The organism is Prevotella pectinovora (genome assembly GCF_041323955.1).
GTDB lineage: Bacteria > Bacteroidota > Bacteroidia > Bacteroidales > Bacteroidaceae > Prevotella > Prevotella pectinovora.
In genome coordinates, this window is record NZ_JBGLIV010000001.1 from 3121673 (window position 1) to 3146415 (window position 24743).

Below are 24743 nucleotides of genomic sequence, written 5' to 3' on the forward strand. Positions count from 1 at the left end.
CTATAATATTTTTCACTCTATAATAACTCAAAAAACCGCTTTTTATTGTATGTGCGGATGTTTTGTATTATCTTGTGTAATAAAGATTGTCGGCAGATTGTTTTGCTCCTGTCCTGCTATTCTTCCGAGATCAGGAAACCGGCGTCTGCCAGGTCTTTCCAGAAATGCGGATATGATTTCGTCACCACTTGCGGATTGTTGATTCCCAGTCCTGGTATCTGTGATGCCGCAGGAGCGAAAGCCAATGCCATACGATGGTCCTCATAGGTTTCGATTACGGGATTTTCTTCCGGTTCGCAGCGCTCTCCGTCCCATATCAGTTCCGTTCCGTCGCCGTCGCTTATCACATATCCCAGCTTGCGCATTTCCGTTTTCAGCGCCACGATTCGGTCGGTCTCCTTGATGTGTAGTGTGGCGAGTCCTGTGAAGTGGAACGGCACTCCCATCAGAGCGCAGGTCACCACGAACGTCTGTGCCAGGTCTGGCTGGTTGATGAAGTTGTAGTCGAGCCGTGCCGACACAAGTCCGGTCTTGCGTAGTGTCACAGTTGTCGGCACGTTGCGTGTCCTGCTGCTGAACGAAGTCTTGATGCCCAGCATGCTGAAGAGGTATTTCACCACGGAGTCGCCCTGCAGCGAACCGTCCATCAGTCCGTTGAGTCTTATCTCTGCCTCGTTGTCTTTTGAGAGGGCGAGAATCTCATACCAGTATGACGCCGCACTCCAGTCGCTCTCGATGTAATAATCCTGTGGGGTGTATGGTTGAGGCTTCACTTCTATAGTGTCGTTGTCGGTCCATTCAGCATCAGCTCCGAAGTTGCGCATTGTGCAGAGTGTCAGGTCGATGTATGGTCTGGAGATGATGTCTCCGGTGAGATGCAGTGTCAGTCCCTTCTCCATACCCGGTGCTATCATGAGCAGTGCTGAGATGAACTGCGAGCTTACGTTGCCCTGCACTTCCAGCGAACCTCCCTGCAGTTGTCTTCCCTTGATGCGCAATGGCGGAAATCCCTCATTCTCTTCGTATGCCACGTCGGCGCCGAGTCTTAGCAGTGCGTCGGCCAGGATGTTGATTGGGCGGTGTCTCATGCGTTCCGTTCCCGTTATAGTGTGCTCTCCAGGTGTCGCGGCAAGATAAGCTGTCAGAAATCTCATTGCCGTGCCGCCCGCCTTGATGTCGATGGTTTCGGGCATGTCTCTCAGTGCGTTGATCATTACCTCTGTATCGTCGCAGTCTGAGAGATGTTCAGGCATTGTCTTCCTTCCCGAGAGGGCATATATGATGAGCGCTCTGTTGCTGATGCTCTTCGATGCCGGCAGATTTATTTCCGTTTCGAGCTGTTGTGGTGCCGTTATTCTATATGTCATGTCTGTATCTTTTTAAATTGGTTTCGCTATGTGGCGTTTTTCTTGCCGTTTCGTGTCAATAAGCCGCATTGTCGCCTTCGATGATGTTTCTCACCGTGCGATACATTATATATAAGTCGAGACCTATCGACCAATGCTCTATATACCAGATGTCGCCTTCCACTCTGCCCTCCATCTGTGACAGTTGCTTCGTTTCACCTCTGAATCCGGTCACTTGGCTCCATCCCGTTATTCCCGGTTTCACGAAGTGGCGTATCATGTATTTGTCGATTAGCTTTGAGTATTCCTCAGTGTGCTTGAGCATATGTGGGCGCGGTCCCACCACGCTCATGTCCCCCTTCAGCACATTCCAGAACTGCGGCATCTCGTCAATGTTCGTCTTTCTCATTATGTCGCCCCATTTCGTCTTTCTCGGGTCGTCTTTCGTTGCCTGCAGTTTGTCGGCATCAGCGTTCACCTTCATGCTGCGGAATTTGTAGCAGTAGAACTCCTTGCCGTTCAGTCCGTTTCTTTTCTGCTTGAAGAAAATCGGTCCCGGCATTGTCAGTTTCGTTATTATTGCCACGATAATGAAAATGATAGGGAACAGCGTCACCAGGAACACTCCCGACACCACGATGTCGAAGGCACGTTTCAGTGCACGGTTTTCGGGGCGGGAGAGAGGTTCCCTGTAGAGACTCAGGTATGGCACGTTGCCGAGCATGTTGAAATAAACCCTGTGGTGCAGGTAGTTCGTCACGTTCGGCACGTTGTAGAAGTGTATGAAATTCTTTTCGCAGTAGTGTATTATCGGCAGGATCTCGTCGGCACGGCTTGATGGCAGACAGCAGAACAGCTCATGTATTGAATGGTTGCCTTTGAGATAGTCTATCACTTCGCTCGTCTTGCCCAGGAATTTGCATTCTTGGGGAAAGTTCCGGTTAGGCTGGTCATCGAAATATCCCACTACTTGGTATCCCAAAGATGATATTGCGAGCATCTCTTTGTATAGCGAGATGTTGTTCTCCTTGCTGCCGACGAACACCACCCGGTTGATTGATTTGCCTCGTCTTCTGTAGCTTATCACCGCCCATCTCACGAAAATGCGGTATGCCGACACCATGAATATCAGCGAGAAGAGGAAGAGCGGTAGGATTTTGTAGCTCATGTGGTTGAAATGACCGAGTCTGAGCAGCGGCACAGACAGGACCACGAAGAGCAGCACGTTTCTTGTCACGAGCGTCACTATCTGAAATCTCTTCACGTTGCGTATGTATAGTATCACTCCGCCGTTGAGTATGCAGGCGCAGTAGATCACTCCGATGAGTATCGACGTGTGTAGCTGCGTGTCGTCCAACGGCGTGCCTTTCACGGTGTTGAAGAGCCAGTATGTCAGCATGGCGATGATGAAGTCGCCAAGGATGGTGGCAGCTACTACGAGACCGTTGCTGTGCATATTGTTCAGCTTCTGTCTCATCCATGTTCCGCCCATATTTACTTGTACCCATTCCATATGCGTAGTTCAAAACTTGTTTTTTTATTAGAGATCTTTGCTCTTTTTATCTTAAGTCGGTATAGTCTGATAGAAAGGATGTTTCTTTTTCTCATGGTATCTCTTTCTCGTCTTTGTCAGGGGCAATGCAGGTTTTGACATGCATTGTCCCCGGATTGTCGGCGAGTCGGGGGTGTCTCTTCCCAGTCGTCATTTAGTCTTCTTTTCTTCCTTTTTTCAGAGTTTTTGAGCCTTTGCTGTTGTTGCAGACTCGTAAGCATGTGTCAGCTGATGCCGTCCTTATACCACTTGAACAGTTTCTCCACTCCGTCTTCTATCTCCACCTTGTGGGTCCATCCCAGACTGTGCAGCTTGCTCACATCGATGAGTTTGCGTGGTGTGCCGTCCGGCTTGCTTGCGTCGAATTCCACTGTTCCTTCGAATCCTACTGCTTTTACCACAAGTTCAGACAATTCCTTGATTGTCAGTTCTTTGCCTGTGCCCACGTTGATGTGGCAGTTCCTTATTTCGCCGAGCTGCGGTATCGCACCTCCTCGTCCCTCGCTGTTGTTGCGGTCTACTGTTCCGTCAACCTTTGCTCCATAGAACACCGAGCTGTATTTCTCTATGCCTATGATGTCTTTGAAGTCCACGTTGAGCAGCACGTGTACGCTGGCGTCAGCCATGTCTTGGCTCCACAGAAATTCGCGCAGCGGCTTGCCGGTACCCCAGAGCACCACTTTGTTGTCGTATATCCCGTAGTATTCCAGAGCCTTGAGTATGCGGTCCTTCGGGTTCTTTCCGTCCACGTTCCCTTCACCTATAGTCTGGCGTAGCTTGTCGTCTGGGTTGATCGGTCGTTTGTCCATATCCTTCTCAATCATGTCCCATGCTCCGTCGTGGATAAGCTTTGCCAGATATATCTTGCGCATCATCGCAGGCATCACGTGGCTGTTCTCCAGATGGAAGTTGTCGTTCGGTCCATATAGGTTCGTCGGCATCACGGCGATATAGTTCGTGCCATACTGCAGGTTGTAGCTCTCACACATTTTCAGTCCGGCAATCTTTGCTATTGCATATTCCTCGTTGGTGTATTCCAGTGGTGAGGTGAGCAGTGCGTCCTCCTTCATCGGTTGTGGCGCATCCTTCGGATAGATGCAAGTTGAACCGAGGAAGAGCAGTTTCTTCACCCCGTGCGAATATGCGTTGCTTATCACGTTGCACTGCATCTTCATGTTCTGCATGATGAAGTCGGCGCGGTATAGCGAGTTCGCCATTATTCCGCCCACGAAGGCTGCTGCGAGCACCACAGCGTCCGGCTTCTCCTCGTCGAAGAATTTCTCCACTGCGTATTGGTCTGTGAGGTCCAGCTCTTTGTGTGAACGTCCCACCAGGTTTTCGTATCCCCTTGCCTTAAGATTGTTCCATATCGCCGACCCCACGAGTCCGTGGTGACCGGCGATGTAGATTTTGCTGCTTTTGTCTAATGACATGTTTTATTAGTGTTTTGTATTCCTATATCGGTGTTGTTATTTCACGATACCCTTCTCAAGATATTCGGCGAGGTTTGTCTTCACCTTCTCTCCGGCGCGTTCCACTGCCACCTTTGCCATGTCGGCGTCAACCATTATTTTGACGAGCTTCTCAAACGATGTCTTGCCCGGGTCCCATCCCAACTTAGCCTTTGCCTTGGTTGGGTCTCCCCAGAGATTCACCACGTCGGTAGGGCGATAGAAATCCTTTGACACCTCGATGATTACCTTGCCCGTCTTCTTGTCGATACCCTTCTCGTTTTCGCCTTCGCCCTTGAATTCCAGTTCTATGCCGACATGCTTGAATGCCAGATAGCAGAAGTCACGCACAGAGTGCTGCACTCCGGTAGCGATGACGAAGTCCTCCGGTTTGTCGTGCTGCAGGATGAGCCACATACACTCCACGTAGTCCTTGGCGTATCCCCAGTCGCGCAGCGAAGAAAGGTTGCCCAGGTAAAGCTTTTCCTGTTTTCCCTGTGCGATGCGTGCTGCCGCGAGTGTTATCTTGCGTGTCACGAACGTCTCGCCTCTGCGCTCGCTCTCATGGTTGAAAAGGATTCCCGAGCAGCAGAACATATTGTAAGCCTCGCGGTATTCCTTCACAATCCAATATCCGTAGAGCTTTGCCACGGCGTATGGGCTGTATGGATGGAACGGAGTGTTTTCGTTCTGTGGCACTTCCTCCACCTTTCCGTATAGCTCCGATGTCGATGCCTGATATATTCGGCATGTGTCGGCAAGTCCGCACTGGCGCACAGCCTCGAGCACTCTGAGCACTCCGGTTGCGTCAACGTCGGCTGTGAACTCCGGTGAGTCGAAGCTCACCTGCACGTGGCTCTGTGCCGCGAGGTTGTATATCTCTGTGGGTCGCACCTTGCTCACCACCTGTATGAGGCTCATGGAATCTCCCATGTCGGCATAATGCAGATGGAAGTGTGGCTGTCCCTCAAGATGGGCGATGCGCTCACGGAAGTCAACCGATGAACGGCGTATCGTACCGTGTACTTCATATCCTTTACCGAGCAGGAATTCTGCCAAAAACGAGCCGTCCTGGCCCGTGATGCCTGTAATAAGAGCTATATTCTTCATAAATAACTGTTTGTTCTGTTGTGTCCTTTTTTATGTTGAAAATCCGCTATTATAGCGTTATAATAGTGCATTCAGCTCGCAAAGTTACAAATCTAAATTAAGATGTGCAACTTATTTTGTGGTTTAAATGCCATTATTATATAATATGTTGAAATTCTTGACTGATTTCTCTTTTCTTGGGATGATTCCTGTTTTTTTTATCTGATAATTGTCTTTGATGCGTGTGTGAAATTAGAGCGTAGCTTCGTACCTTTTCTTTCAAACAAGTGAAAGGCGTCTTCTGAAAAGTCAAAATCCGAGCAAGTCCCAATGGCCGATTCGGGCTTTATACACTTGTCCCGGATTGGGTAAGGAAGGGACAAAGTGAAATCAAACCGCTTTTGTTTTGCATTGCTCTTGAATTTGCATTACCTTTGTCCGCAAAAAACAAGAAGAAATGAAAAAGATAATTTGCTTTGTCTTGGCGCTGGCGCTGTTTTCGGCATGTGCCGACAATGGCAAGGAAGAGGCCCGGCGCATTCTCACAGAAGCCCAGGGACAATATGACAAAGGGAACTACAAAGAGTCGTTGCGGCTTGTTGACTCCCTCCGCCGCTCTCATCCCGAAGCAGTGGAAGAGAGGCGTCAGGCGCTGACACTCTATCAGGACGCATCCGAAAAACTCGCACAGTCGGAAATAGCCCGTCTCGATATGCAACTGCAGACTGCACAGTGCCGCCTCGACAGTATGGCTGCAGTGGTGGATTCGCATTCCGGAAGCAACGGCGATGCAGCCCTCGACAAGCTCGCCAGACTGCGCCAGCAGAGAGACTCCCTTCAGGTGGCGTTCGATACCCAGTGTGCTATGGTCAGACTGATAAGAGAGAAGCGCAAGGGATAGTCTGTATGCGGAAAGGGAAAAGGGGAGAAAATGCTGTGGCAATGACAAGTGGAGATTGCTTATAGTCGCTCAAATCACCGATTTGGGTTAAAAAACTTTCCAAATCACTTGATTGTCAATATTAATGTGTAACTTTGCCCCAATATTGACTCCTGATAAGTTATTTAAAAATAAAATAAGACCCATAAACAGAGCATCATACAATGGCTAAGGAAAATCCAGAAACGGAAAAGCAGTTCAAGGAAACACTCGAAGGCTGTCGCACGCTCTTTGCGAAGAAGCTACACGACTACAATGCGTCATGGCGAATGCTCCGACCATCGTCGCTCACTGACCAGCTCCTCATCAAGGCGCGCCGCATACGCAGCATCGAGGTGAAAGGCAAGGCTATGGTTGAAGACGACATACGTTCGGAATTCGTGGCGCTGATAAACTATGGCATCGTAGGACTGATACAGCTCGAGAAAGGATTTGCCGACAGCGTGGACATCACCAACGATGAGGCCCTGGCGCTATACGACAAATATGCCTCTGAGGCCCTGCAGCTCATGCTCCGCAAGAACCACGACTACGACGAGGCGTGGCGCATGATGCGCGTGAGCAGCTATACCGATTTCATCCTGACAAAGATAGAACGAGTGAAAGAGATAGAGAACCTTGGCGGAGGAACCCTCGTTTCTGAAGGAATCGACGCCAACTATATGGACATCATAAACTACTCCGTGTTCGGAGTGATAAAACTGACATACGGGGAGTTACAAAGAGGCTGATGAACAAGGAGACGATAAAAGATATCGGAGTCAACGTGTGCCGTTTCGTGGTGGCACTGACATTCGTATTCTCAGGCTACGTGAAGGCGGTAGACCCCATCGGAACGCAATATAAGCTGAACGACTATCTTGCCGCCGTGAATCTCGAAGGGACCGTTCCCGACTATCTCACGCTCAGCGCCTCGGTGCTGCTGGCTGCCGTGGAACTGTCGCTTGGAATCCTCCTGCTCTTTGCCATCCGCCGCAGGCTCGTGTCCAAGCTGATACTCGCCTTCATGACGGTGATGACCGCCATAACGGTATGGATAGCTATAGCCGATCCCGTGAAAGACTGCGGATGTTTCGGCGATGCATTGAAACTCACCAACGGTGAGACGCTCCTCAAGAACATCGTGCTACTCGCCGCCTCCATCGTCGTGTGTAAATGGCCGTGCGCCATGGTGAGGTTCATAGGCAAGGCAAACCAGTGGATAGCCATCAACTATACCATACTGTATAGCATAGCCACAAGTACATATTGCCTGTATGCACTGCCGGTATTCGACTTCCGTCCATACCACATCGGTGCCGACATACGCAAGGGGATGGAAATACCGCCCGGAGCAGAGCAGCCACAGTTTGAGACCACCTTCATACTGAAGAAAAACGGACAGACCAAGGAGTTCACCCTCGAAAACTATCCCGACTCCACATGGACTTTCGTAGACAGCAAGACCGTACAGACGAGCGAGGGGTACGTACCGCCGATACATGACTTCAGCATGGAAGACATGACGACGGGCGACGACATGACAGACGACGTGATATCCTCCAAGGGATACACCTTCCTGCTCGTGTCGCCACATCTGGAGAATGCCAACGACTCATACTTCGGCAACATGAACCAGCTCTACGACTATGCCCAGGCGCATAAATACCGCTTCTACTGCCTCACGGCAAGCAACGCCAAGGCGATAGACCGCTGGCGGGACATGACGGGAGCCGAATACCCGTTCCTCTTCACCGACGAGACCACGCTGAAGACAATCGTCAGAAGCAATCCCGGACTGCTGTTGCTGAAAGACGGAGTGGTGATAGGCAAATGGAGCCATAACCAGCTGCCGCAGCTCGACGACGAGTCGGCGCCGCTCGACAAACTGCCCGAGGGCAAGCTCTCAGTCACATCGCTGGGCAAGAAGATATGCCTGTCGCTGCTGTGGTTCTTCCTGCCGCTGTTCATCCTGTCGCTTGCCGACAGGACATGGGCATGGACGCGCCGCTTCAGAAAACAGAAGTCGGCGGCAGGACAGACAGGCGGAAGTGATTCTACTGACAAAGACAACAACACCCCCGTCGCAGACGAGGGATAACATCATTTTAATTATTAGCAAAAGTAAAAGGAAATGAGAAAGAAAATTGTAGCAGGAAACTGGAAGATGAACATGAACCTGCAAGACGGAGTTGCTCTGGCAAAGGAGCTTAACGACACACTGACAGCACAGAAGCCAAACTGCGGAGTGATAATCTGCACTCCATTCATTCATCTGGCAAGCATCGCACAGTTCCTCGATCAGAGTGTAATCGGTCTTGGAGCCGAAAACTGCGCCGACAAGGAGAAGGGCGCATACACAGGCGAGGTGTCAGCAGAGATGGTGAAGAGCACCGGTGCACAGTATGTCATCATCGGCCACTCAGAGCGCAGAGGCTATTACAATGATACTCCAGAGGTACTGAAGGAGAAAGTGCTCCTGGCGCTGAAAAACGGTCTGAAGGTAATCTTCTGCATCGGCGAGAGCCTTGAGGAGCGTGAGGCAAACAAGCAGAACGAGGTTGTGAAGGCTGAACTCGAAGGAAGCGTGTTCAACCTCTCAGCAGAAGAATTCAAGAACATCATCGTTGCCTACGAGCCAATCTGGGCTATCGGTACAGGCAAGACCGCCACTGCCGACCAGGCAGAGGAGATCCACGCATACATCCGCAGCGTGATTGCCGACAAGTATGGCAAGGAAGTAGCCGACGACACTACCATCCTCTATGGTGGAAGCTGCAAGGCAAGCAACGCTCCAGAGCTGTTTGCAAAGCCAGACATCGACGGTGGACTCATCGGTGGAGCTTCTCTGAAGGCTGCCGACTTCAAGGGTATCATCGACGCACGATAATAATTGAATACGAGAGCATCCCCTGTCGCAGAATGCCTGCAAACGGCATTGGCGGCAGAGGACTCTCCTTTTTATATTAAAGCAAAAAGACAAACATGAAACAGTTCATCGCTATATTAGTATTCACGGTATGCCTCGCCACCAGCGCCAAGGCACAGACATTCCTCAACGACCTGCAGAAATCCAAGCCGGGAGAGGGAAAGATTACCGTGACGCAAAGTGCCGATATAGACAACTTAGTGAACAACGCCAAACTGAAATACGCACAGGAACAGGCCTCTAAGCAGAAGGCAGGTCAGAACGTCGTGCCTCAGGACGACAAAGACAAGAAAAACAAGACCCATGTTCCTGCCGACAAGAAAGACCACCATACGGCTGCCACGGACAAGAAAGAAAACCACACCGCGGCTCCCAACAAGAATACTGCAGGAGAGCATCACCGTGGAGACTCCACGGAGCACAAGAACCCTTCTGCCGAAGCAAACAACACACACAGAAGCCAGGACCGCCAGCCTGTTGACAGTCAGCAGCCTGTAGACACCAGCAAGAAGATGATGCGCAACAGCCGCAAGGTGACCGGCTATCGCATCCAGGCATATTCAGGAGGAAATTCCAGAGCCGACCGCGAGAAGGCAAATCGCATAGGCAACGACATAAAGATGAAATACCCCGACCAGCCAGTCTACGTGCATTTCTATTCTCCGCGATGGATATGCCGGGTGGGCAACTTCCGGTCATACGGAGAGGCGGAACAGATTCTCAGAGGCATCAAGGCGATGGGCTACAAACAGGCTTGCATCGTGAAGGGAAAGATTACAGTGGCATACTGATCTGTCCCGTCGGCTGAGAAAAGTCAGTTCCCGCCTTTACTCCCCACAAGGAAGGGTATGACACATCGTTAATCAGTAAACTAAAATAAAACAATATAATGAATCCCGAAACAGAATTCCGCCCCGGGCTCGACCAGCTGGCGGAGAACTACAAGAGCATTCTTAACCTGCTCGGTGAAGACACGGAGCGTGAGGGACTGCTCAAGACGCCGATGCGCGTAGCCAAGGCGATGCAAGTGCTGACACGCGGATATACGCAGGACGCACACAAAGTGCTTACCGACGCACTCTTCAAGGAAGAATACAACCAGATGGTAATCGTGAAGGACATCGACTTCTTCTCGCTCTGCGAGCACCACATGCTGCCGTTCTATGGAAAGGTGCACGTGGCGTATATCCCCAACGGATACATCACCGGACTGAGCAAGATAGCGCGCGTGGTAGACATCTTCAGCCATCGTCTGCAGGTGCAGGAGAGAATGACGCAGCAGATAAAAGACTGCATTAACGAGACTTTGCATCCACAGGGCGTAATCGTGGTGGTTGAGGCTAAACACATGTGCATGCAGATGAGAGGCGTGGAGAAGCAGAACTCCATCACCACAACCAGCGACTTCTGCGGTGCCTTCGAACAGGCAAAGACCCGTCAGGAGTTCATGAACCTCATCCATAAGTGATGCCCTGCAGCCGGTGCCGGCAGTGAGGCTCGGTGGAATATCCTCCATACCAGACAGAAAAAATATACCGTTGCCATGCAATGAAATGACATCATCGGAGTTTTACAGGTAAAAAATGAAATAAAAATTATTTGTAATATGAAGAAACTAAGAAAACTACTGCCATTGATGCTTATGGCATTGATGGTCTCTATGACAATGGTGTCATGTCTCGACAGCAACGATGATGAGCAGCTCTCAGACAAGGAGAAGCAGAACTGGCTCATGAACGCAGCCGGAACATACAGAGGAAAGATGTACTGGTTTGACAAGAACATCGACAAGACGAAATACCCCAAGCAGGTTGACTCGCTCGTTGTCACCACAAAGATGTCGCTCGACAACACCATCACCATCTACGACTTCCCTGTGAAGCTTTTCTTCAAGTCATTGCCTGTAACGAAGAACTATACCGAGCAGCAGCTCGCAGAACTCTCTGCTGACGAACTCGCCAAGCTGAAGCGCAACGACGAAATCGTGAAGTCTGCTGAGGAAGTGGGAACGATGGATCTGAAGATGAACTTCAGCATCTTCACCGCCAAGAACAACTTCTTGTATTACTATGTGGCTCCAAACCCCGTAAGAATGACGCTCAACTTCGGTGGTGCATCACACGACATTGCCATCGCCTTCATCAGCATGACAAGAGGTATCTACAGTTCCAACAAGAACTATATCCAGATCTACGAGGCTGCCATCTACGACGGTAAGGACGTGAACGGCAAGGACAAGCTCCTCGACGGAAAGGCTCTCTACGACAACAACTCTACCGGAACAGAACTCCAGGATCTCATCTTCGAGTTCAACGGAGAGAAATAAAAGCATATTGCAGACATGAGATATACTGCCGCAGCAGGTTGACTACATGGATAGTCACTTGCTGCGGCAGTTTTTTTTGTTTCCCCAATCCATTCTCTAAAAAACAAAATCCGCTCTTCTAAAAATCAAAATCCAAGCAAGCCCTAATTGCCGATTTGAGTTAAAATGCCACCTGTCTGTATTTTGTCATTGGCTAAATTTCATAATCTTATACAAAATCATTAACTTTGCAGCCGCTTTTATTTATATACAGTATATGAGACTATTGAGTGACGCCGAACTGGCACAAATACTTGACAAAGAAATATTCCATAAAATTTCAGATGCAGCCGACTCCCTCGGACTGGAGTGCTATGTAGTGGGGGGCTACGTGCGCGACCTCTTTCTTGAGCGCCCGTCAAACGACATTGACGTCGTGGTGGTGGGCAGTGGAATAAAGGTGGCCGACGCACTGAGGCGGTCGCTCGGCAGGAAGGCTCATATCTCCGTGTTCCGCAATTTCGGAACGGCACAGGTGAAATACAAGGGAACGGAAGTTGAGTTCGTAGGCGCCCGCCGTGAGAGCTACACCCGTGGGTCACGAAAGCCGATCGTTGAAGACGGTACGCTCGAAGACGACCAGAACCGTCGCGACTTCACCATCAATGCACTTGCCGTATGCCTGAACAAAGACCGCTTCGGCGAGCTTGTGGATCCCTTCGACGGAGTATACGACATGGAAGACGGCATCATACGCACACCCCTCGATCCCGACATCACATTCTCCGACGACCCGCTGCGCATGCTGCGCTGCATACGTTTCGCCACACAGCTCAACTTCTTTATAGAAGAAGAGACCTTCGACGCGCTACAGCGCAATGCCGACAGGATAAAGATCATTAGCGGAGAGAGAGTGGAAGAGGAGCTGAACAAGATAATGATGACCAAGACACCGAGCAAGGGGTTCGTTGACCTGCAGCGTTGCGGACTGCTGCCGCTGATAATGCCGGAGCTTAGCGCTCTCGATATCATAGAGACCAAAAACGGCAGGGCACACAAGAATAACTTCTATCACACACTTGAGGTGCTCGACAACGTTAGCCGCCGGAGCGACAATCTGTGGCTGCGCTGGGCAGCCCTCATGCACGACATCGGAAAAGCACGCAGCAAGCGCTGGGACCCCATTGCCGGATGGACATTCCACAACCACAACTTCATCGGTGCCAAGATGGTGCCGGAGATATTCCGCAGGATGAAGCTTCCGATGGATGCCAAGATGAAATACGTGCAGAAACTCGTCGACCTGCACATGCGCCCCATCGCCATCGCCGACGATGTGGTGACCGACAGCGCCGTGCGCCGACTCATCAATGATGCCGGCGACGATATCGATGACTTGATGATTCTCTGCGAGGCAGACATCACGAGCAAGAACCAGGTGCGCAAGCAGCAGTTCCTCGAGAATTTCCGTATGGTGCGCGAGAAACTCACTGACCTTAAGGAAAAGGACTTCAAACGCTTGCTGCAACCGGTAATCGACGGCAACGAGATAATGGAGATGTTCCATCTCAAACCATCGAGAGAGGTGGGCACGCTGAAGCAGACGCTGAAGAATGCCGTACTCGACAACAAAGTGGCTAACGAGCGAGAACCGCTGATGCAGCTGCTGATGGAAAAGGCGAAGGCTATGGGACTGTGCTGAGTCCTTTCTGATACATTGAGTGGAATCAGATTATAAACGCTCGACACATTTTTTTCAAAATCGGTCATTAGAACAAGCGGTGCATGTAAAATGCCATTAAACGTTCTAATGACCGATTTTTGTTTAAGTGAAGCATGAGCTTTTGTCTTTTCAAAAATCAACAGGAAACGTAAGCGTATCCGTGCCGCCAGTGTATACAGATGCTTATATGCGCTGGACAATTCCTGAAGCCATGAATGTCAATAAATAAGAATATCGGGCAGCGGTTGAGCGTGAAATCTGCCCAAGTGGGGCACGCTGCTTGCCCCACTTGAGAACGGTGCTTACCCAACATGGGCAAGCATGTTGCCCATTTATTGAAATATTTGTTTGGATTTCAACCCACAAACCGTCATTATGGCTTGATGCAGTTTTCTGCTGCCAGTGTTCCAAAGTTCTTGTGGCGTGACCATTGTGACTGATGGCTTTTCCGTTTTCCGTAAAATTTAGTTAAAACAAAACAATAATCATTGACATGCCATCATAGTATGAAGAATAATGGCTAATTTTGCATCTGAAAACTGAAAAAAGTATTTGGGTTTTCTGTAAATGTTCCGCCGGAAGTTTGTTTTAGCATGTGAATGCCATCAGCAGCCGGGGCGGATAAATCAAGAAAGAAATATTAGGTAGTTTTACATATATAATATACAAATCATTACATATATATTTTTACATACATAGAAAACTTTAATATTATAAATAGGTATGAAGAAAAAGAGTAATTTATTTATTCTGTTGCTTGCCGCAGTGCTCGTGTCATGCGGCGGAGGCAAGAAAAGTGGAAAACCGGATTTCGGCGACGACGAATATGCGGTAAGGACAGTAGGTGTGCAGTCAGCAGAGCTGCAGACCACCTATCCTGCTACGATAAAGGGAGTGCAGGACGTGGAGATCCGTCCTAAGGTGTCTGGATTCATCACCAAGTTGTGTGTGCATGAAGGCCAGGCAGTGAAGAAAGGCCAGCTCCTCTTCGTCATCGACAACGAGACCTACCAGGCAGCCGTGCGCCAGGCAAGGGCAGCCGTGAACACAGCAAAGGCTCAGCTCAACACAGCCAAGCTGACATACTCAAACAATGAGAAACTCTTCAAGAACAACGTTATCGGTACTTACGAGCTTCAGTCATCAAAGAACAATCTCGAGGCAGCCTATGCAGCCGTGGCACAGGCCCAAGCAGCTTATGTGTCAGCCAAGCAGAACCTCGACTTCTGCTATATCACCAGTCCTGCCAACGGTGTCGTAGGCGATCTGCCATACCGTGTGGGCGCATTGGTGAGCGCTTCAAGTCAGCAGCCACTCACCACTGTGTCGAGCATCGGCACTATGCAGGTGTATTTCTCAGTAACAGAGAAAGACCTTCTGGACATGACAAAGGGCGTTGGCGGTATCAATGCTGCAATCAAGGATTATCCAGCCGTGAAGCTGCAGCTCGCTGACGGAACTGTATACAACCACGACGGGCATGTGGCTACAGTGAGCGGCGTGATCGACCCTACTACAGGTACCGTTTCTATGCGTGCCGACTTCCCTAACCCTGAGCATCTGCTCAAGAGCGGCGCTTCTGGCAGCATCGTGGTGCCACATGTGTCTTCTTCGGCTATCATCATCCCGCAGGATGCCGTATCTCAGGTTCAGGACAAGTTCTTCGTATACGTAGTTGGCGAGGGCAACAAGGTGAAATACACCCCTGTGACCGTGAATCCTAACAACGACGGCAAGAACTACATCATCGAGAGTGGCCTGAAGGCAGGCGACCGTATCGTGATGAACGGTATCTCAGGTCTTACCGACGGACAGAAGATCACTCCTCTCACAGAGGCACAATATCAGGAGAAACTGAAGAAGACCGAGGCTCTGGGCGCTGACCAGGGCGACCTGAGCAAGCTGAAGAAGGCTTTCGGAAAATAAACAAGTAGAGAAGAGACGAAATGGCAAGGAGTCCTCGCATGACCCGTCAAAAAGGGTAGTGGATGATTTAGGCAGCCATGATTGCAGACAGGCAGTTGATGTAATGCTTCTTGCAGATAAGCCGGCCTGTCGGATCTCCGGCTGACTTGTCAGCTTGTCTACTTGTCAACTCGTCAACCTAAATAAAATTACAACAATGAGATTAGATACATTTATCAAACGCCCGGTGCTCTCCACCGTGATCTCTATCCTGATAGTGATTCTCGGTGTCATCGGACTCATTTCGCTGCCAATCGAGCAGTACCCGAACATGGCGCCTCCTACCATCATGGTGCGTGCCTCATATACGGGTGCCAACTCGCAGACAGTGCTTAATTCCGTGCTTGCTCCTTTGGAGGAGTCAATCAACGGTGTGGAGGGAATGACATACATGACCTCTTCTGCAACAAACGACGGTTCGGCTTCCATCACAGTGTTCTTCAAGCAGGGTATGAATGCCGACATGTGTCAGGTGAACGTTCAGAACCGTGTGTCACAGGCGTCAGCTCTTCTGCCAGCCGAGGTTACCAAGGCCGGTGTGACGGTGATGAAGCGCCAGTCGTCAACGGTGATTCTTTTCGGTCTTACTGCCGACGACGACCGCTACGACGACAAGTTTCTCACCAACTATGCAAACATCAACGTCATTCCTGCCATCAAGCGTGTGAACGGTGTGGGTGAGTGTCAGTGTTTCTCCCAGAAAGACTACACCATGCGTCTCTGGATAGACCCGGTGAAGATGAAAAGCTACGGACTGATTCCTGCCGACCTCACAGGAGTGCTGGCTCAGCAGAACATCGAGGCAGCTCCTGGTTCTGTGGGCGAATCGTCTGACAACCAGTATCAGTACACCTTCCGTTACAAAGGTCGTCTGAAGACTCCAGAGGAGTTCGGCGACATGATCATAAAGTCTACACAAGACGGACAGACCATCCGTGTGAAGGACGTGGCACGCGTGGAGATGGGAGCCCTCTCATACAGCGTGGAGTCAAAGAACAACGGCAAGCCGTCTGTAACCATGATGGTGACACAGACTGCCGGTTCTAACGCTACAGAAATTGCTACAAACATCAAGAAGCTGCTGAAAGAGCAGGAAGCAACAATGCCTCCTGGCATCCACTTCGATATCATGCAGGACGTTACCGAGTTCCTCTTCGCTTCTATCGAAGACCTCATCAAGACCCTCTTCGAGGCATTCGTGCTCGTGTTCATCGTGGTGTATATCTTCTTGCAGGACACCCGTTCGACGCTCATCCCGCTTATTGCCGTGCCAGTGTCGTTGATCGGTACCTTCTTCTTCCTGTATGTGTTCGGCTTCTCGCTGAACCTCTTGACGCTCGCCGCCCTCGTGCTTGCCATCGCCATCGTGGTCGATGACGCCATCGTGGTGGTCGAGGCTGTCCATGCCAAGCTCGACCTTGGATACAAGTCGGCGACGACAGCTTCTATCGATGCCATGAACGAGATTTCGGGCGCCATCATCTCCATCACCCTCGTTATGGCATCAGTGTTCGTGCCGGTGTCTTTCATGGGTGGTACGTCAGGAACCTTCTATCGTGAGTTTGGTATAACGATGGCCATCTCCATCATCATTTCAGCCCTCAACGCCTTGACTCTTTCTCCAGCGCTTTGTGCAATGTTGCTGAAGCCTAAGAACGAGGACGGTTCAGAGCGCAAGATGTCGATGGTAGACCGTTTCCATGCTTCGTTCAATGCTGCCTATGGAAAGGTGCAGGCTAAGTACACCAAGGGCGTGCGTCGCTTGGTTGAGCGTCCGGTTATCGCAATAGGTTCTGTCATTGTCGGTATCGCAGTAATGGCAGTACTCATGTCAACCACAAAGACAGGTCTTGTGCCTGACGAAGATACAGGTACTGTATTCTGTACCGTTTCCACTCCTCCAGGAACTTCAATGAAGAAGACCAACGAGGTGATGGACGAGGTGGACCGTATGCTCGCCACCAACCCTGCCATCGCCAGCCGTATGCGTATCATGGGATATAACTTCATCGCCGGCCAGGGATCCAACCAGGGTACGTTCATCATCAAGCTGAAGTCATTCGAGGAGCGTCAGAAACTTGAGGGACCGCTGAAGTATATCGGTGTGCACAACCTCGGTTCCGGTATGGTGCTCGGTATGATATACAAGCAGACGGCAGCCATCAAGGGAGCGCAGATTCTTGCCTTCCAGCCGCCTATGGTGCAGGGATTCTCTGCTACCAACGGTATGACATTCTCTATGCAGGACCGCACCGGTGGCGATGTGAACAAGTTCTATGACATCACCCAGAAGTTCATCGGTGAGCTCAACAAGCGTCCTGAAATCAGCAATGCCATGACATCATACAACACTAAATATCCACAGTATAAGATTGATGTCGATGTTGCCAAGTGTAAGCAGAGCGGTATCGACCCAAGCACGGTGCTCACCACCATGCAGGGATACTACGGAGGTATGTATGCAAGCAACTTCAACTCATACGGTAAGCTCTACCGTGTGTATATCCAGTCAGAGCCGAAAGACCGTGCCGACCTGAAGAGTCTTGCAAACATCTACGTGCGCACTCAGACTGGTCAGATGGCTCCTATCCAGGAGTATGTAAACCTGGAGCGTGTATATGGTCCACAGGAGATCGACCGTTTCAACCTGTTTACCTCTATCAACGTGAACGCTTCTGCTGCCGACGGATATTCTACCGGTGATGCCATCAAGGCTATGGACGAGGTGGCAAAGACCACATTGCCAGCCGGTTACACATACGAGTTCTCAGGTCTGACACGTACAGAGCAGGAGTCAAGCAACTCCACTGCGATAATCTTCGCGTTGTGTCTCACCTTCGTATACCTGATTCTCTCGGCACAGTATGAATCGTATGTACTGCCGCTTTCGGTAATCCTCTCTATTCCGTTTGGTCTTGCCGGAGCGTTCCTCTTCACCAACATGTTTGGTAAGAACAACGACATCTACATGCAGATCGCGCTCATCATGCTTATGGGACTTCTCGCCAAGAACGCCATCCTTATCGTGCAGTTCGCCCTTGAACGCCGTCGCACGGGTATGGCCATCTCATGGTCGGCAGTGCTCGGAGCTTCTGCCCGTCTGCGTCCTATCCTGATGACTTCGCTCGCCATGATCATCGGTCTGTTGCCATTGCTCATGCCATGGGGCGTAGGCTACAACGGAAACATGACACTCGGAGCGGCAGCCGTAGGTGGTATGCTCATCGGTATGCTCTGCCAGATTATGGTCGTTCCAGCGTTGTTCTACATCTTCCAGACATTGCAGGAGAAGATCAAGCCTATCGAGTTTGAGGGCGACAATGCTTCTGTTGACTCTGAGGTGAAACAGTATACCAACCCATATGTGGCTGGTGCGCTGCAGGCAGAGATCGACAAGAACTCAAAGAAATAAAATAATATATCCAGTCCCATCGGAGAAACTCACCTCCTTTGGGTCTGGGATTATAAAAATACATTATCTATATGAAGATCAAGAGTATTATAGCTTTCGCCTCTGCCGGTCTGTTGCTTGGCAGCTGCGGAATATACAATAAATACGAGCGTCCCGACGTGAATGTGAAGGGCCTGGTGCGCGACTCCGCTTCCATCGCCGACACTCTCGCCGTAAGCGACACTACGAGCTTCGGCAACCTGCCTTGGCGCAGCGTCTTCACCGATCCTCAGCTGCAGTCGCTCATCGAGCAGGGACTGACTCACAACACCAACATGCTCAACGCCGCTCTCAACGTGAAGATGGTGGAGGAACAGCTCATGGTGGCAAAGCTCGCTTTTGTGCCATCGTTCACGTTCTCGCCACAGGGAGTGATCTCTTCGTGGGACGGCAACAAGGCAACGAAGACATATTCACTGCCAGTGCAGGCAAGCTGGAGCATCGACCTCTTCGGCAATCTGCTGAACGTGAAGCGCAGCGCACAGATGTCGCTGCTCGCCACCAAGGATTATCAGCTCGTGGTGCAGACTGGTCTGATTTCAAACATCGCCAACATGTACTATACTCTCATGATGCTCGACAAGCAGTTGGAACTTGTAGACAACATGACAAACCTCACCAAGGAGACATGGGAAATCATGAAGCTCCAGAAGGAATTGGGACGTGTGAAGGAGACTGGCGTGCAGAGCGCCGAGTCTAACTACTATTCGGTGCAGGCACAGGCAGCCGACCTGAAGCGCCAGATTCGTGAAGTGGAGAATTCCCTCTCCCTTCTGCTCGGTCAGCCGGCACAGACAATCAGCCGCGGAAAGCTCGACGAGCAGTCGTTGCCTTCGGAATTCTCTACCGGCATCGGCATACAGCTCCTGAGCAACCGTCCCGACGTGCATTACGCCGAGATGTCGCTCGCACAGTGCTTCTACGACACCAACCAGGCTCGTTCGCGCTTCTATCCAAGCATCACAATCAGCGGTTCTGGTGCATATACCAACAGCGGTGGTGCAGGTATCGTGAACCCTGGCAAGATGTTGTGGAATGCCATAGGTAGCCTCGTGCAGCCTATCTTTGCCCACGGTCAGCTCGTGGCAGGACTCAAGGTGGCCAAGGCAAAGCAGGAACAGGCATATAACACATGGCAGAATGCCGTGCTCTCTGCCGGCAGTGAGGTGAGCAATGCCCTGGTGCTCTACAACTCTTCTGACGAGAAGTCGAAGCTGGAGCAGAAGCAGGTGGAAAGTCTCACCAAGAACGTGGAATACACCAAGCTTCTCTTCAACGAGGGCAGCAGCACCTATCTTGAGGTAATCACCGCACAGCAGAGCCTGCTCAATGCGCAGCTCTCCAAGGTGGCAGATGATTTCTACAAGATGCAGGCTGTTGTGAACCTCTACTACGCTCTCGGCGGAGGAAGAAACTAAAGTTACACACCATTTAAACTTGTATATCATGATAAGTGAAAAAGCATATATAGCCCCGGGCGCAAAGTTGGGCAAGAATGTCACTGTCTATCCTTTCGCCTATATCGAGGACGACGTTGTCATCGGCGACGACTGCGTGATTTATCCTTACGTGAGCATCATGAAGGGCACACGGATGGGAAAGGGCAACAAGGTTTATCAGAACACCGTGCTCGGTGCTGAGCCACAGGACTTTAATTTCAGTGGTGACGACACACCGCTGATTATCGGCGACGAGAACATCTTCCGTGAGAATGTTGTCATCAACCGTGCCACATTCAAGACCGGCGAGACACGTATCGGCAACCGTAACTTCTTCATGGAGGGTGTCCACGTGTCTCACGACACAAAGGTTGACGACTACTGCACATTCGGATATGGTACTAAGGTTGCCGGCGACTGCGAAATCCACAGTGCTGTAATCTTCTCTTCCGGTGTTATCGTAAACGCCAATGTGCGTGTGGGTGGAGCCTCGATGGTCACCGGCGGTGTGCGCATCAGCAAAGACGTACCTCCGTTTATCGTAGCCACTGACAACCCAGTGCGCTACGGAGGAGTAAACGAGACCCTTCTCCACAATTCGGGCATTGAACCAAAGGTGGTAGGCCATATCGCCAATGCCTATCGCCTCGTGTTCCACGGACAGACGAGCGTGTTTGATGCCATAAACCAGATCAAGGAACAGGTGCCGCCAGGCAAGGAGATTGAATCTATAGTTGCGTTCCTTGAAGCATCTAAGATTGGAATTATAAGTAAAATGTAAATCATACCTAATATTTTTTCATAGCATGGTTTTTGTAGGGAATTGGCCGCGAGGTTAGTTCCCTATTTTCGTAGTATTGAGGTATGCCGGGCTTCTCTTGTCCGGATAGCTGTCGGTCATAAAATGCTTCCACAAAGCGCTCTGTATATGCAGACGGCGTTGAGTCGCTGCCGGCAGTTGAGACAATGGCAAAGGGCAACAGACCGACATATTCGCTGCCGTTCTCAGAAGACTTCACCGGCGGACTGACACCAGAAAACTGGATTATCGAGAAACTCGACGGCAAGATGCAGGACCAGTATCTGTGGCGCTTCGACAATTGGTATGAGATTCCTGTCACAAGCGGCAACTTCGAAGGAGACTTCGCTTCAATATCATCAGCAGTGGCAGGATACACACTGGTATGGGCAGTTCTCGACACACCACCACTCGTTCGCGGAGAACTGAAAGACGGTGAGAAGACATTCCTGGAGTTTGACATCGACTACAATGCCACGACAAAGAAGAGCACTGAGGCTGGAGTATACTATTCATACAACGCAGTGGAATGGGCGCCAATCGAAACGCTGAAGGGATATACCGCCGAAGACCTTGCTGACGGTGAGACAACGAAACCTGAACATAAGGTATATGACATCACCAAATGCTTCACTGATGACACCACGCCGGTATATATCGCATGGCAGTATAAGGGCAAGCTCGCACAGCACATGGCAATCGACAACGTGAGAGTTTACAACGGAGAGTCGGCTTCTATCGCAGCTGCCAATGCAGACATGAAATTCCGTGTTGAGGGCAACGCCATCGTAGTGGGCGGTATGGCAGGCAACGTCAGTGTATGCACACCAAGCGGAATGTGTCTCGCCGAGGCAAGACTCAATGCCGGTGACACAGCAACGCTGCCACTCGCCAAGGGTGTGAACATCATCTCCATCCGCACGGCAGACGGTGTGAAGACAATGAAGATCAACAAATAAATGACGATGAATGATAAATGACAATAAGGAATTAAAGGTAAGTTTTAAACATGCGAAAAGAAAAATCGGCAATTTGACTTTTTGAGATTTCGCCGATCATAAGCAATAAAAATGTGCATAGTCTCAGCCGTGATGGCAGGGACTATGTTTTTTTATGCTCTGACCCATGCCCGTTTTGCTTGTCATGTGTTCCGACAGATTCAGAACTGTATACTCTTATCTTTTAACGTCATTTATCTTTTGCCGTCATTCATGTCCGCTCTTTATGCATTAATGTTACTTTTTACAATAATAAAGATGCTTATTCAAATATTTTGCCTAACTTTGCCCCGAACTATTAATATCTACTAACAAGCTAATCAAAAAAACATAAACAGGAAAATACAATGGAACAAGTATTCGGCTACATTATCAGTCTGGGTGCAAGTGTGATGATGCCTATCATCTTCACCATCATCGGACTGTGTATCGGTATGAAATTCGGCAAGGCACTCAAGTCGGGGCTCTTTGTCGGTGTGGGATTCGTAGGACTGGGAGTGGTGACGGCATTGCTGACCACCAATTTCAACGACCCGCTGAAGGGAATCTCAGACATCTATCACCTGCAGCTCAACGTTTTTGATATGGGTTGGCCGGCAGCAGCTGCCGTGGCATACAACACCGCCGTGGGAGCGCTCATCATCCCCATCTGTCTGGGAGTGAACTTCCTGATGGTCATTACCAAGACCACACGCACGGTGAACATCGACCTCTGGAACTACTGGCATTTCGCCTTTATCGGAGCCGTGGCTTATTTCGTGATGGGTGAGAGTCTGCTTTGGGGATATTTCGCTGCCATCGTTTGCTATATCATCACTCTGGTATGCGCAGACCTGACGGCAGAGAAATTCCAGAAATACTACGACCTCGAAGGAATCTCCATTCCTCAGCCGTTCTGCCAGAGCTTCATGCCCTTCGCCATCGTGTTTGACAAGTTGCTCAACCTCATCCCGGGCTTCTCTAAACTCGATATCGACGCAGAAGGACTGAAGAAGAAGTTCGGTGTGCTCGGCGAGCCCCTCGTCCTGGGAGTGATCGTGGGTATGCTCATCGGATGGGCAGCACAGCTCGACATCAAGAAGATACTCTTCCTTGGCGTCACCATGGGAGCCGTGATGGAACTCATCCCCCGTATCACCTCGCTTTTCATCGAAGGACTGAAGCCTATTTCAGAGAAGACACAAGAACTGGTGAAGACCAAGTTCAACGGCAAGAAGGTGCATATCGGCATGAGTCCGGCTCTTGTTATCGGGCATCCCACGACTCTCGTGGTGTCTATAATCCTCATTCCCGTGATTCTCGCTTTGGCAGTGTTCCTGCCCGGCAACCAGTTCCTGCCGCTGGCATCGCTCGCCGGAATGTTCTACCTCTTCCCGATGGTATTGCCGTTCACCAAGGGCAATGTGGTGAAGACGCTCATCATCGGACTCGTGGCTCTCGTCATCGGCCTGTATTTCGTTACCGACATGGCACCCGACTTCACAATGGCAGCAAAGCATGTGTTTGATGCCACTGGCGACAAGGCAGCCGAGATACCGGAAGGATTCTCCGGCGGTGCGCTTGATTTCGCCTCTTCTCTCTTCGGTTGGGTAATCTATCGTGGCATCAAGCTGCAGTATCTCGGTATGGGAGTATTGACGGTGATAACCCTTGCCCTCATGTTCATAAACAACAGACGAATCGTGAAGGAAGACAGAGAGGCAAAGAAAGACTAATTGAAGCAGGTGGGTATGCCATACAATGTGGCAGATCTGCATATAATATAAATCAAAAAACTATCAAGATAATGAAGAAACTATTGTTGTCTACAGCCCTTGCGGCTACTACTCTGTGTGCCAATGCACAGACAGACTATTCTATCCAGACGGCTTGCAATCCATTGGACGTGAAGACATACGACACCGACCGCCTGCGTAGTGCGTTCACAATGCAGAATGTGATGGAGGCAAACAAGATCCACCTCACATATTCAATGTACGACCGTCTCGTTTTCGGAGGAGCAGTGCCAGTAGGCGAAGTGCTGAAGCTCGAAGCCATCGACCCTCTGAAGGCACCATATTTCTGCTACAACCGTGAGGTGGGAATCATCAATACCAGCAAGGGTGTTGGTGTGGTGACCGTTGACGGCAAGCAGTATGAACTGCATTTCAAGGATGCTCTCTATGTGGGCCGCGGTTCAAAGGAAATCACCTTCGCAAGCAAGGACGCACAGAACCCAGCCAAGTTCTATATCAATTCCACTACTGCCCACAAGGCATATCCTACACAGATGATTGTATGCAACGATGCAGCTCGCGCCAAGAAACTGAAGTGCTTGAACTCAAACAGCTTCCATGCCGGAAAAATGGAAGAGAGCAACGACCGCGTCATCAACCAGCTGATTGTAAACAACGTGCTCTCTGAGAAGAACGGCGGCAAGGGCGGTCCATGCCAGTTGCAGATGGGACTCACCGAGTTGGCTCCAGGTTCAGTATGGAACACTATGCCAGCCCATACCCACGGCCGTCGTGTGGAGGCATACTATTATTTCAATCTGCCTGAGGGTAACTCCATCGCCCATTTCATGGGAGAGCCACAGGAGACCCGCGTAATCTGGCTGCACAATGAGCAGGCTGTGATGTCTCCGGAGTGGAGCGTACACTGCGCTTCTGCCACAAGCAACTATATGTTCGTCTGGGGCATGGGCGGAGAGAATCTTGACTATGGCGACATGGACAAGATACCTTATGTGGAAATGAAGTAATCCCTATGTGGATATGAAGTAAAACCTAAACGGC

At 50.3% G+C, this 24743-nt stretch carries 19 protein-coding genes; 15 read left to right on the forward strand and 4 right to left on the reverse strand.

Going from position 1 to position 24743, the window contains the following annotated elements; all coding sequences use genetic code 11:
- Positions 1–116: 116 nt before the first annotated feature.
- From ACDC99_RS12300 to gmd, 4 genes are all read right to left on the reverse strand, one after another.
- Positions 117–1367, reverse strand: a complete 1251-nt coding sequence (locus tag ACDC99_RS12300; protein ID WP_370756864.1) for a 3-phosphoshikimate 1-carboxyvinyltransferase — start codon at positions 1365–1367, stop codon at positions 117–119.
- 55 nt (positions 1368–1422) lie between these two features.
- A complete protein-coding gene (locus ACDC99_RS12305) occupies positions 1423–2823 on the reverse strand; it encodes an undecaprenyl-phosphate glucose phosphotransferase (RefSeq protein WP_288762624.1) in 1401 nt (466 codons plus the stop codon).
- A 299-nt stretch (positions 2824–3122) separates the two neighbouring features.
- Positions 3123–4331: a GDP-L-fucose synthase family protein gene (locus ACDC99_RS12310; RefSeq protein ID WP_022315671.1), complete on the reverse strand. Its 1209-nt coding sequence runs from the start codon at positions 4329–4331 to the stop codon at positions 3123–3125.
- Between the two features lie 36 nt (positions 4332–4367).
- Positions 4368–5459 (reverse strand): GDP-mannose 4,6-dehydratase, encoded by a 1092-nt coding sequence (gene gmd / locus ACDC99_RS12315; RefSeq protein WP_022315670.1) that lies wholly within the window; start codon positions 5457–5459, stop codon positions 4368–4370.
- 436 nt (positions 5460–5895) lie between these two features.
- Between gmd and ACDC99_RS12320 the strand changes: the two genes are divergently transcribed.
- The 15 genes from ACDC99_RS12320 to kduI all read left to right on the forward strand — a co-directional run bounded on the left by ACDC99_RS12320 (position 5896) and on the right by kduI (position 24709).
- The gene (locus tag ACDC99_RS12320; protein WP_288767971.1) at positions 5896–6339 is read left to right on the forward strand and encodes an outer membrane protein assembly factor BamD; all 444 of its coding nucleotides are present in this window, start codon (positions 5896–5898) and stop codon (positions 6337–6339) included.
- 203 nt (positions 6340–6542) lie between these two features.
- Positions 6543–7109: a DUF1599 domain-containing protein gene (locus tag ACDC99_RS12325; protein WP_370756866.1), complete on the forward strand. Its 567-nt coding sequence runs from the start codon at positions 6543–6545 to the stop codon at positions 7107–7109.
- The gene (locus tag ACDC99_RS13130; RefSeq protein WP_287072967.1) at positions 7109–8458 is read left to right on the forward strand and encodes a BT_3928 family protein; all 1350 of its coding nucleotides are present in this window, start codon (positions 7109–7111) and stop codon (positions 8456–8458) included. Before ACDC99_RS12325 ends, ACDC99_RS13130 begins: the two co-directional genes overlap by 1 nt.
- Before the next feature lie 33 nt (positions 8459–8491).
- Entirely contained in the window at positions 8492–9247 is a 756-nt protein-coding gene (gene tpiA, locus ACDC99_RS13135) for a triose-phosphate isomerase (RefSeq protein ID WP_022315666.1), read from the forward strand.
- 95 nt (positions 9248–9342) lie between these two features.
- On the forward strand, positions 9343–10077 hold the full coding sequence (locus ACDC99_RS12335; protein ID WP_044072509.1) for an SPOR domain-containing protein: 735 nt from the start codon (positions 9343–9345) through the stop codon (positions 10075–10077).
- Between the two features lie 98 nt (positions 10078–10175).
- Positions 10176–10754, forward strand: a complete 579-nt coding sequence (gene folE / locus ACDC99_RS12340) for a GTP cyclohydrolase I FolE (RefSeq protein WP_022315664.1) — start codon at positions 10176–10178, stop codon at positions 10752–10754.
- A 138-nt stretch (positions 10755–10892) separates the two neighbouring features.
- Entirely contained in the window at positions 10893–11612 is a 720-nt protein-coding gene (locus ACDC99_RS12345; protein WP_288745010.1) for a DUF4840 domain-containing protein, read from the forward strand.
- A gap of 256 nt (positions 11613–11868) precedes the next feature.
- On the forward strand, positions 11869–13293 hold the full coding sequence (locus tag ACDC99_RS12350; protein WP_022315662.1) for a CCA tRNA nucleotidyltransferase: 1425 nt from the start codon (positions 11869–11871) through the stop codon (positions 13291–13293).
- Between the two features lie 744 nt (positions 13294–14037).
- Positions 14038–15240, forward strand: a complete 1203-nt coding sequence (locus tag ACDC99_RS12355) for an efflux RND transporter periplasmic adaptor subunit (protein WP_044075089.1) — start codon at positions 14038–14040, stop codon at positions 15238–15240.
- A 196-nt stretch (positions 15241–15436) separates the two neighbouring features.
- Positions 15437–18691 (forward strand): efflux RND transporter permease subunit, encoded by a 3255-nt coding sequence (locus tag ACDC99_RS12360; protein WP_022315660.1) that lies wholly within the window; start codon positions 15437–15439, stop codon positions 18689–18691.
- Between the two features lie 71 nt (positions 18692–18762).
- The gene (locus tag ACDC99_RS12365; RefSeq protein ID WP_022315659.1) at positions 18763–20148 is read left to right on the forward strand and encodes an efflux transporter outer membrane subunit; all 1386 of its coding nucleotides are present in this window, start codon (positions 18763–18765) and stop codon (positions 20146–20148) included.
- Between the two features lie 28 nt (positions 20149–20176).
- A complete protein-coding gene (gene lpxA / locus ACDC99_RS12370; RefSeq protein ID WP_042517081.1) occupies positions 20177–20950 on the forward strand; it encodes an acyl-ACP--UDP-N-acetylglucosamine O-acyltransferase in 774 nt (257 codons plus the stop codon).
- Between the two features lie 185 nt (positions 20951–21135).
- Positions 21136–21927, forward strand: coding sequence for a hypothetical protein (locus tag ACDC99_RS12375; RefSeq protein WP_278841337.1), 792 nt, complete (start codon positions 21136–21138; stop codon positions 21925–21927).
- A 386-nt stretch (positions 21928–22313) separates the two neighbouring features.
- Positions 22314–23681 carry a PTS galactitol transporter subunit IIC gene (locus tag ACDC99_RS12380; protein WP_042517077.1) on the forward strand — a complete coding sequence of 456 codons (1368 nt, stop codon included), beginning with the start codon at positions 22314–22316 and terminating at the stop codon, positions 23679–23681.
- A gap of 71 nt (positions 23682–23752) precedes the next feature.
- Positions 23753–24709, forward strand: a complete 957-nt coding sequence (gene kduI / locus ACDC99_RS12385) for a 5-dehydro-4-deoxy-D-glucuronate isomerase (RefSeq protein WP_287072883.1) — start codon at positions 23753–23755, stop codon at positions 24707–24709.
- The last annotated feature ends 34 nt before the right edge of the window (positions 24710–24743 follow it).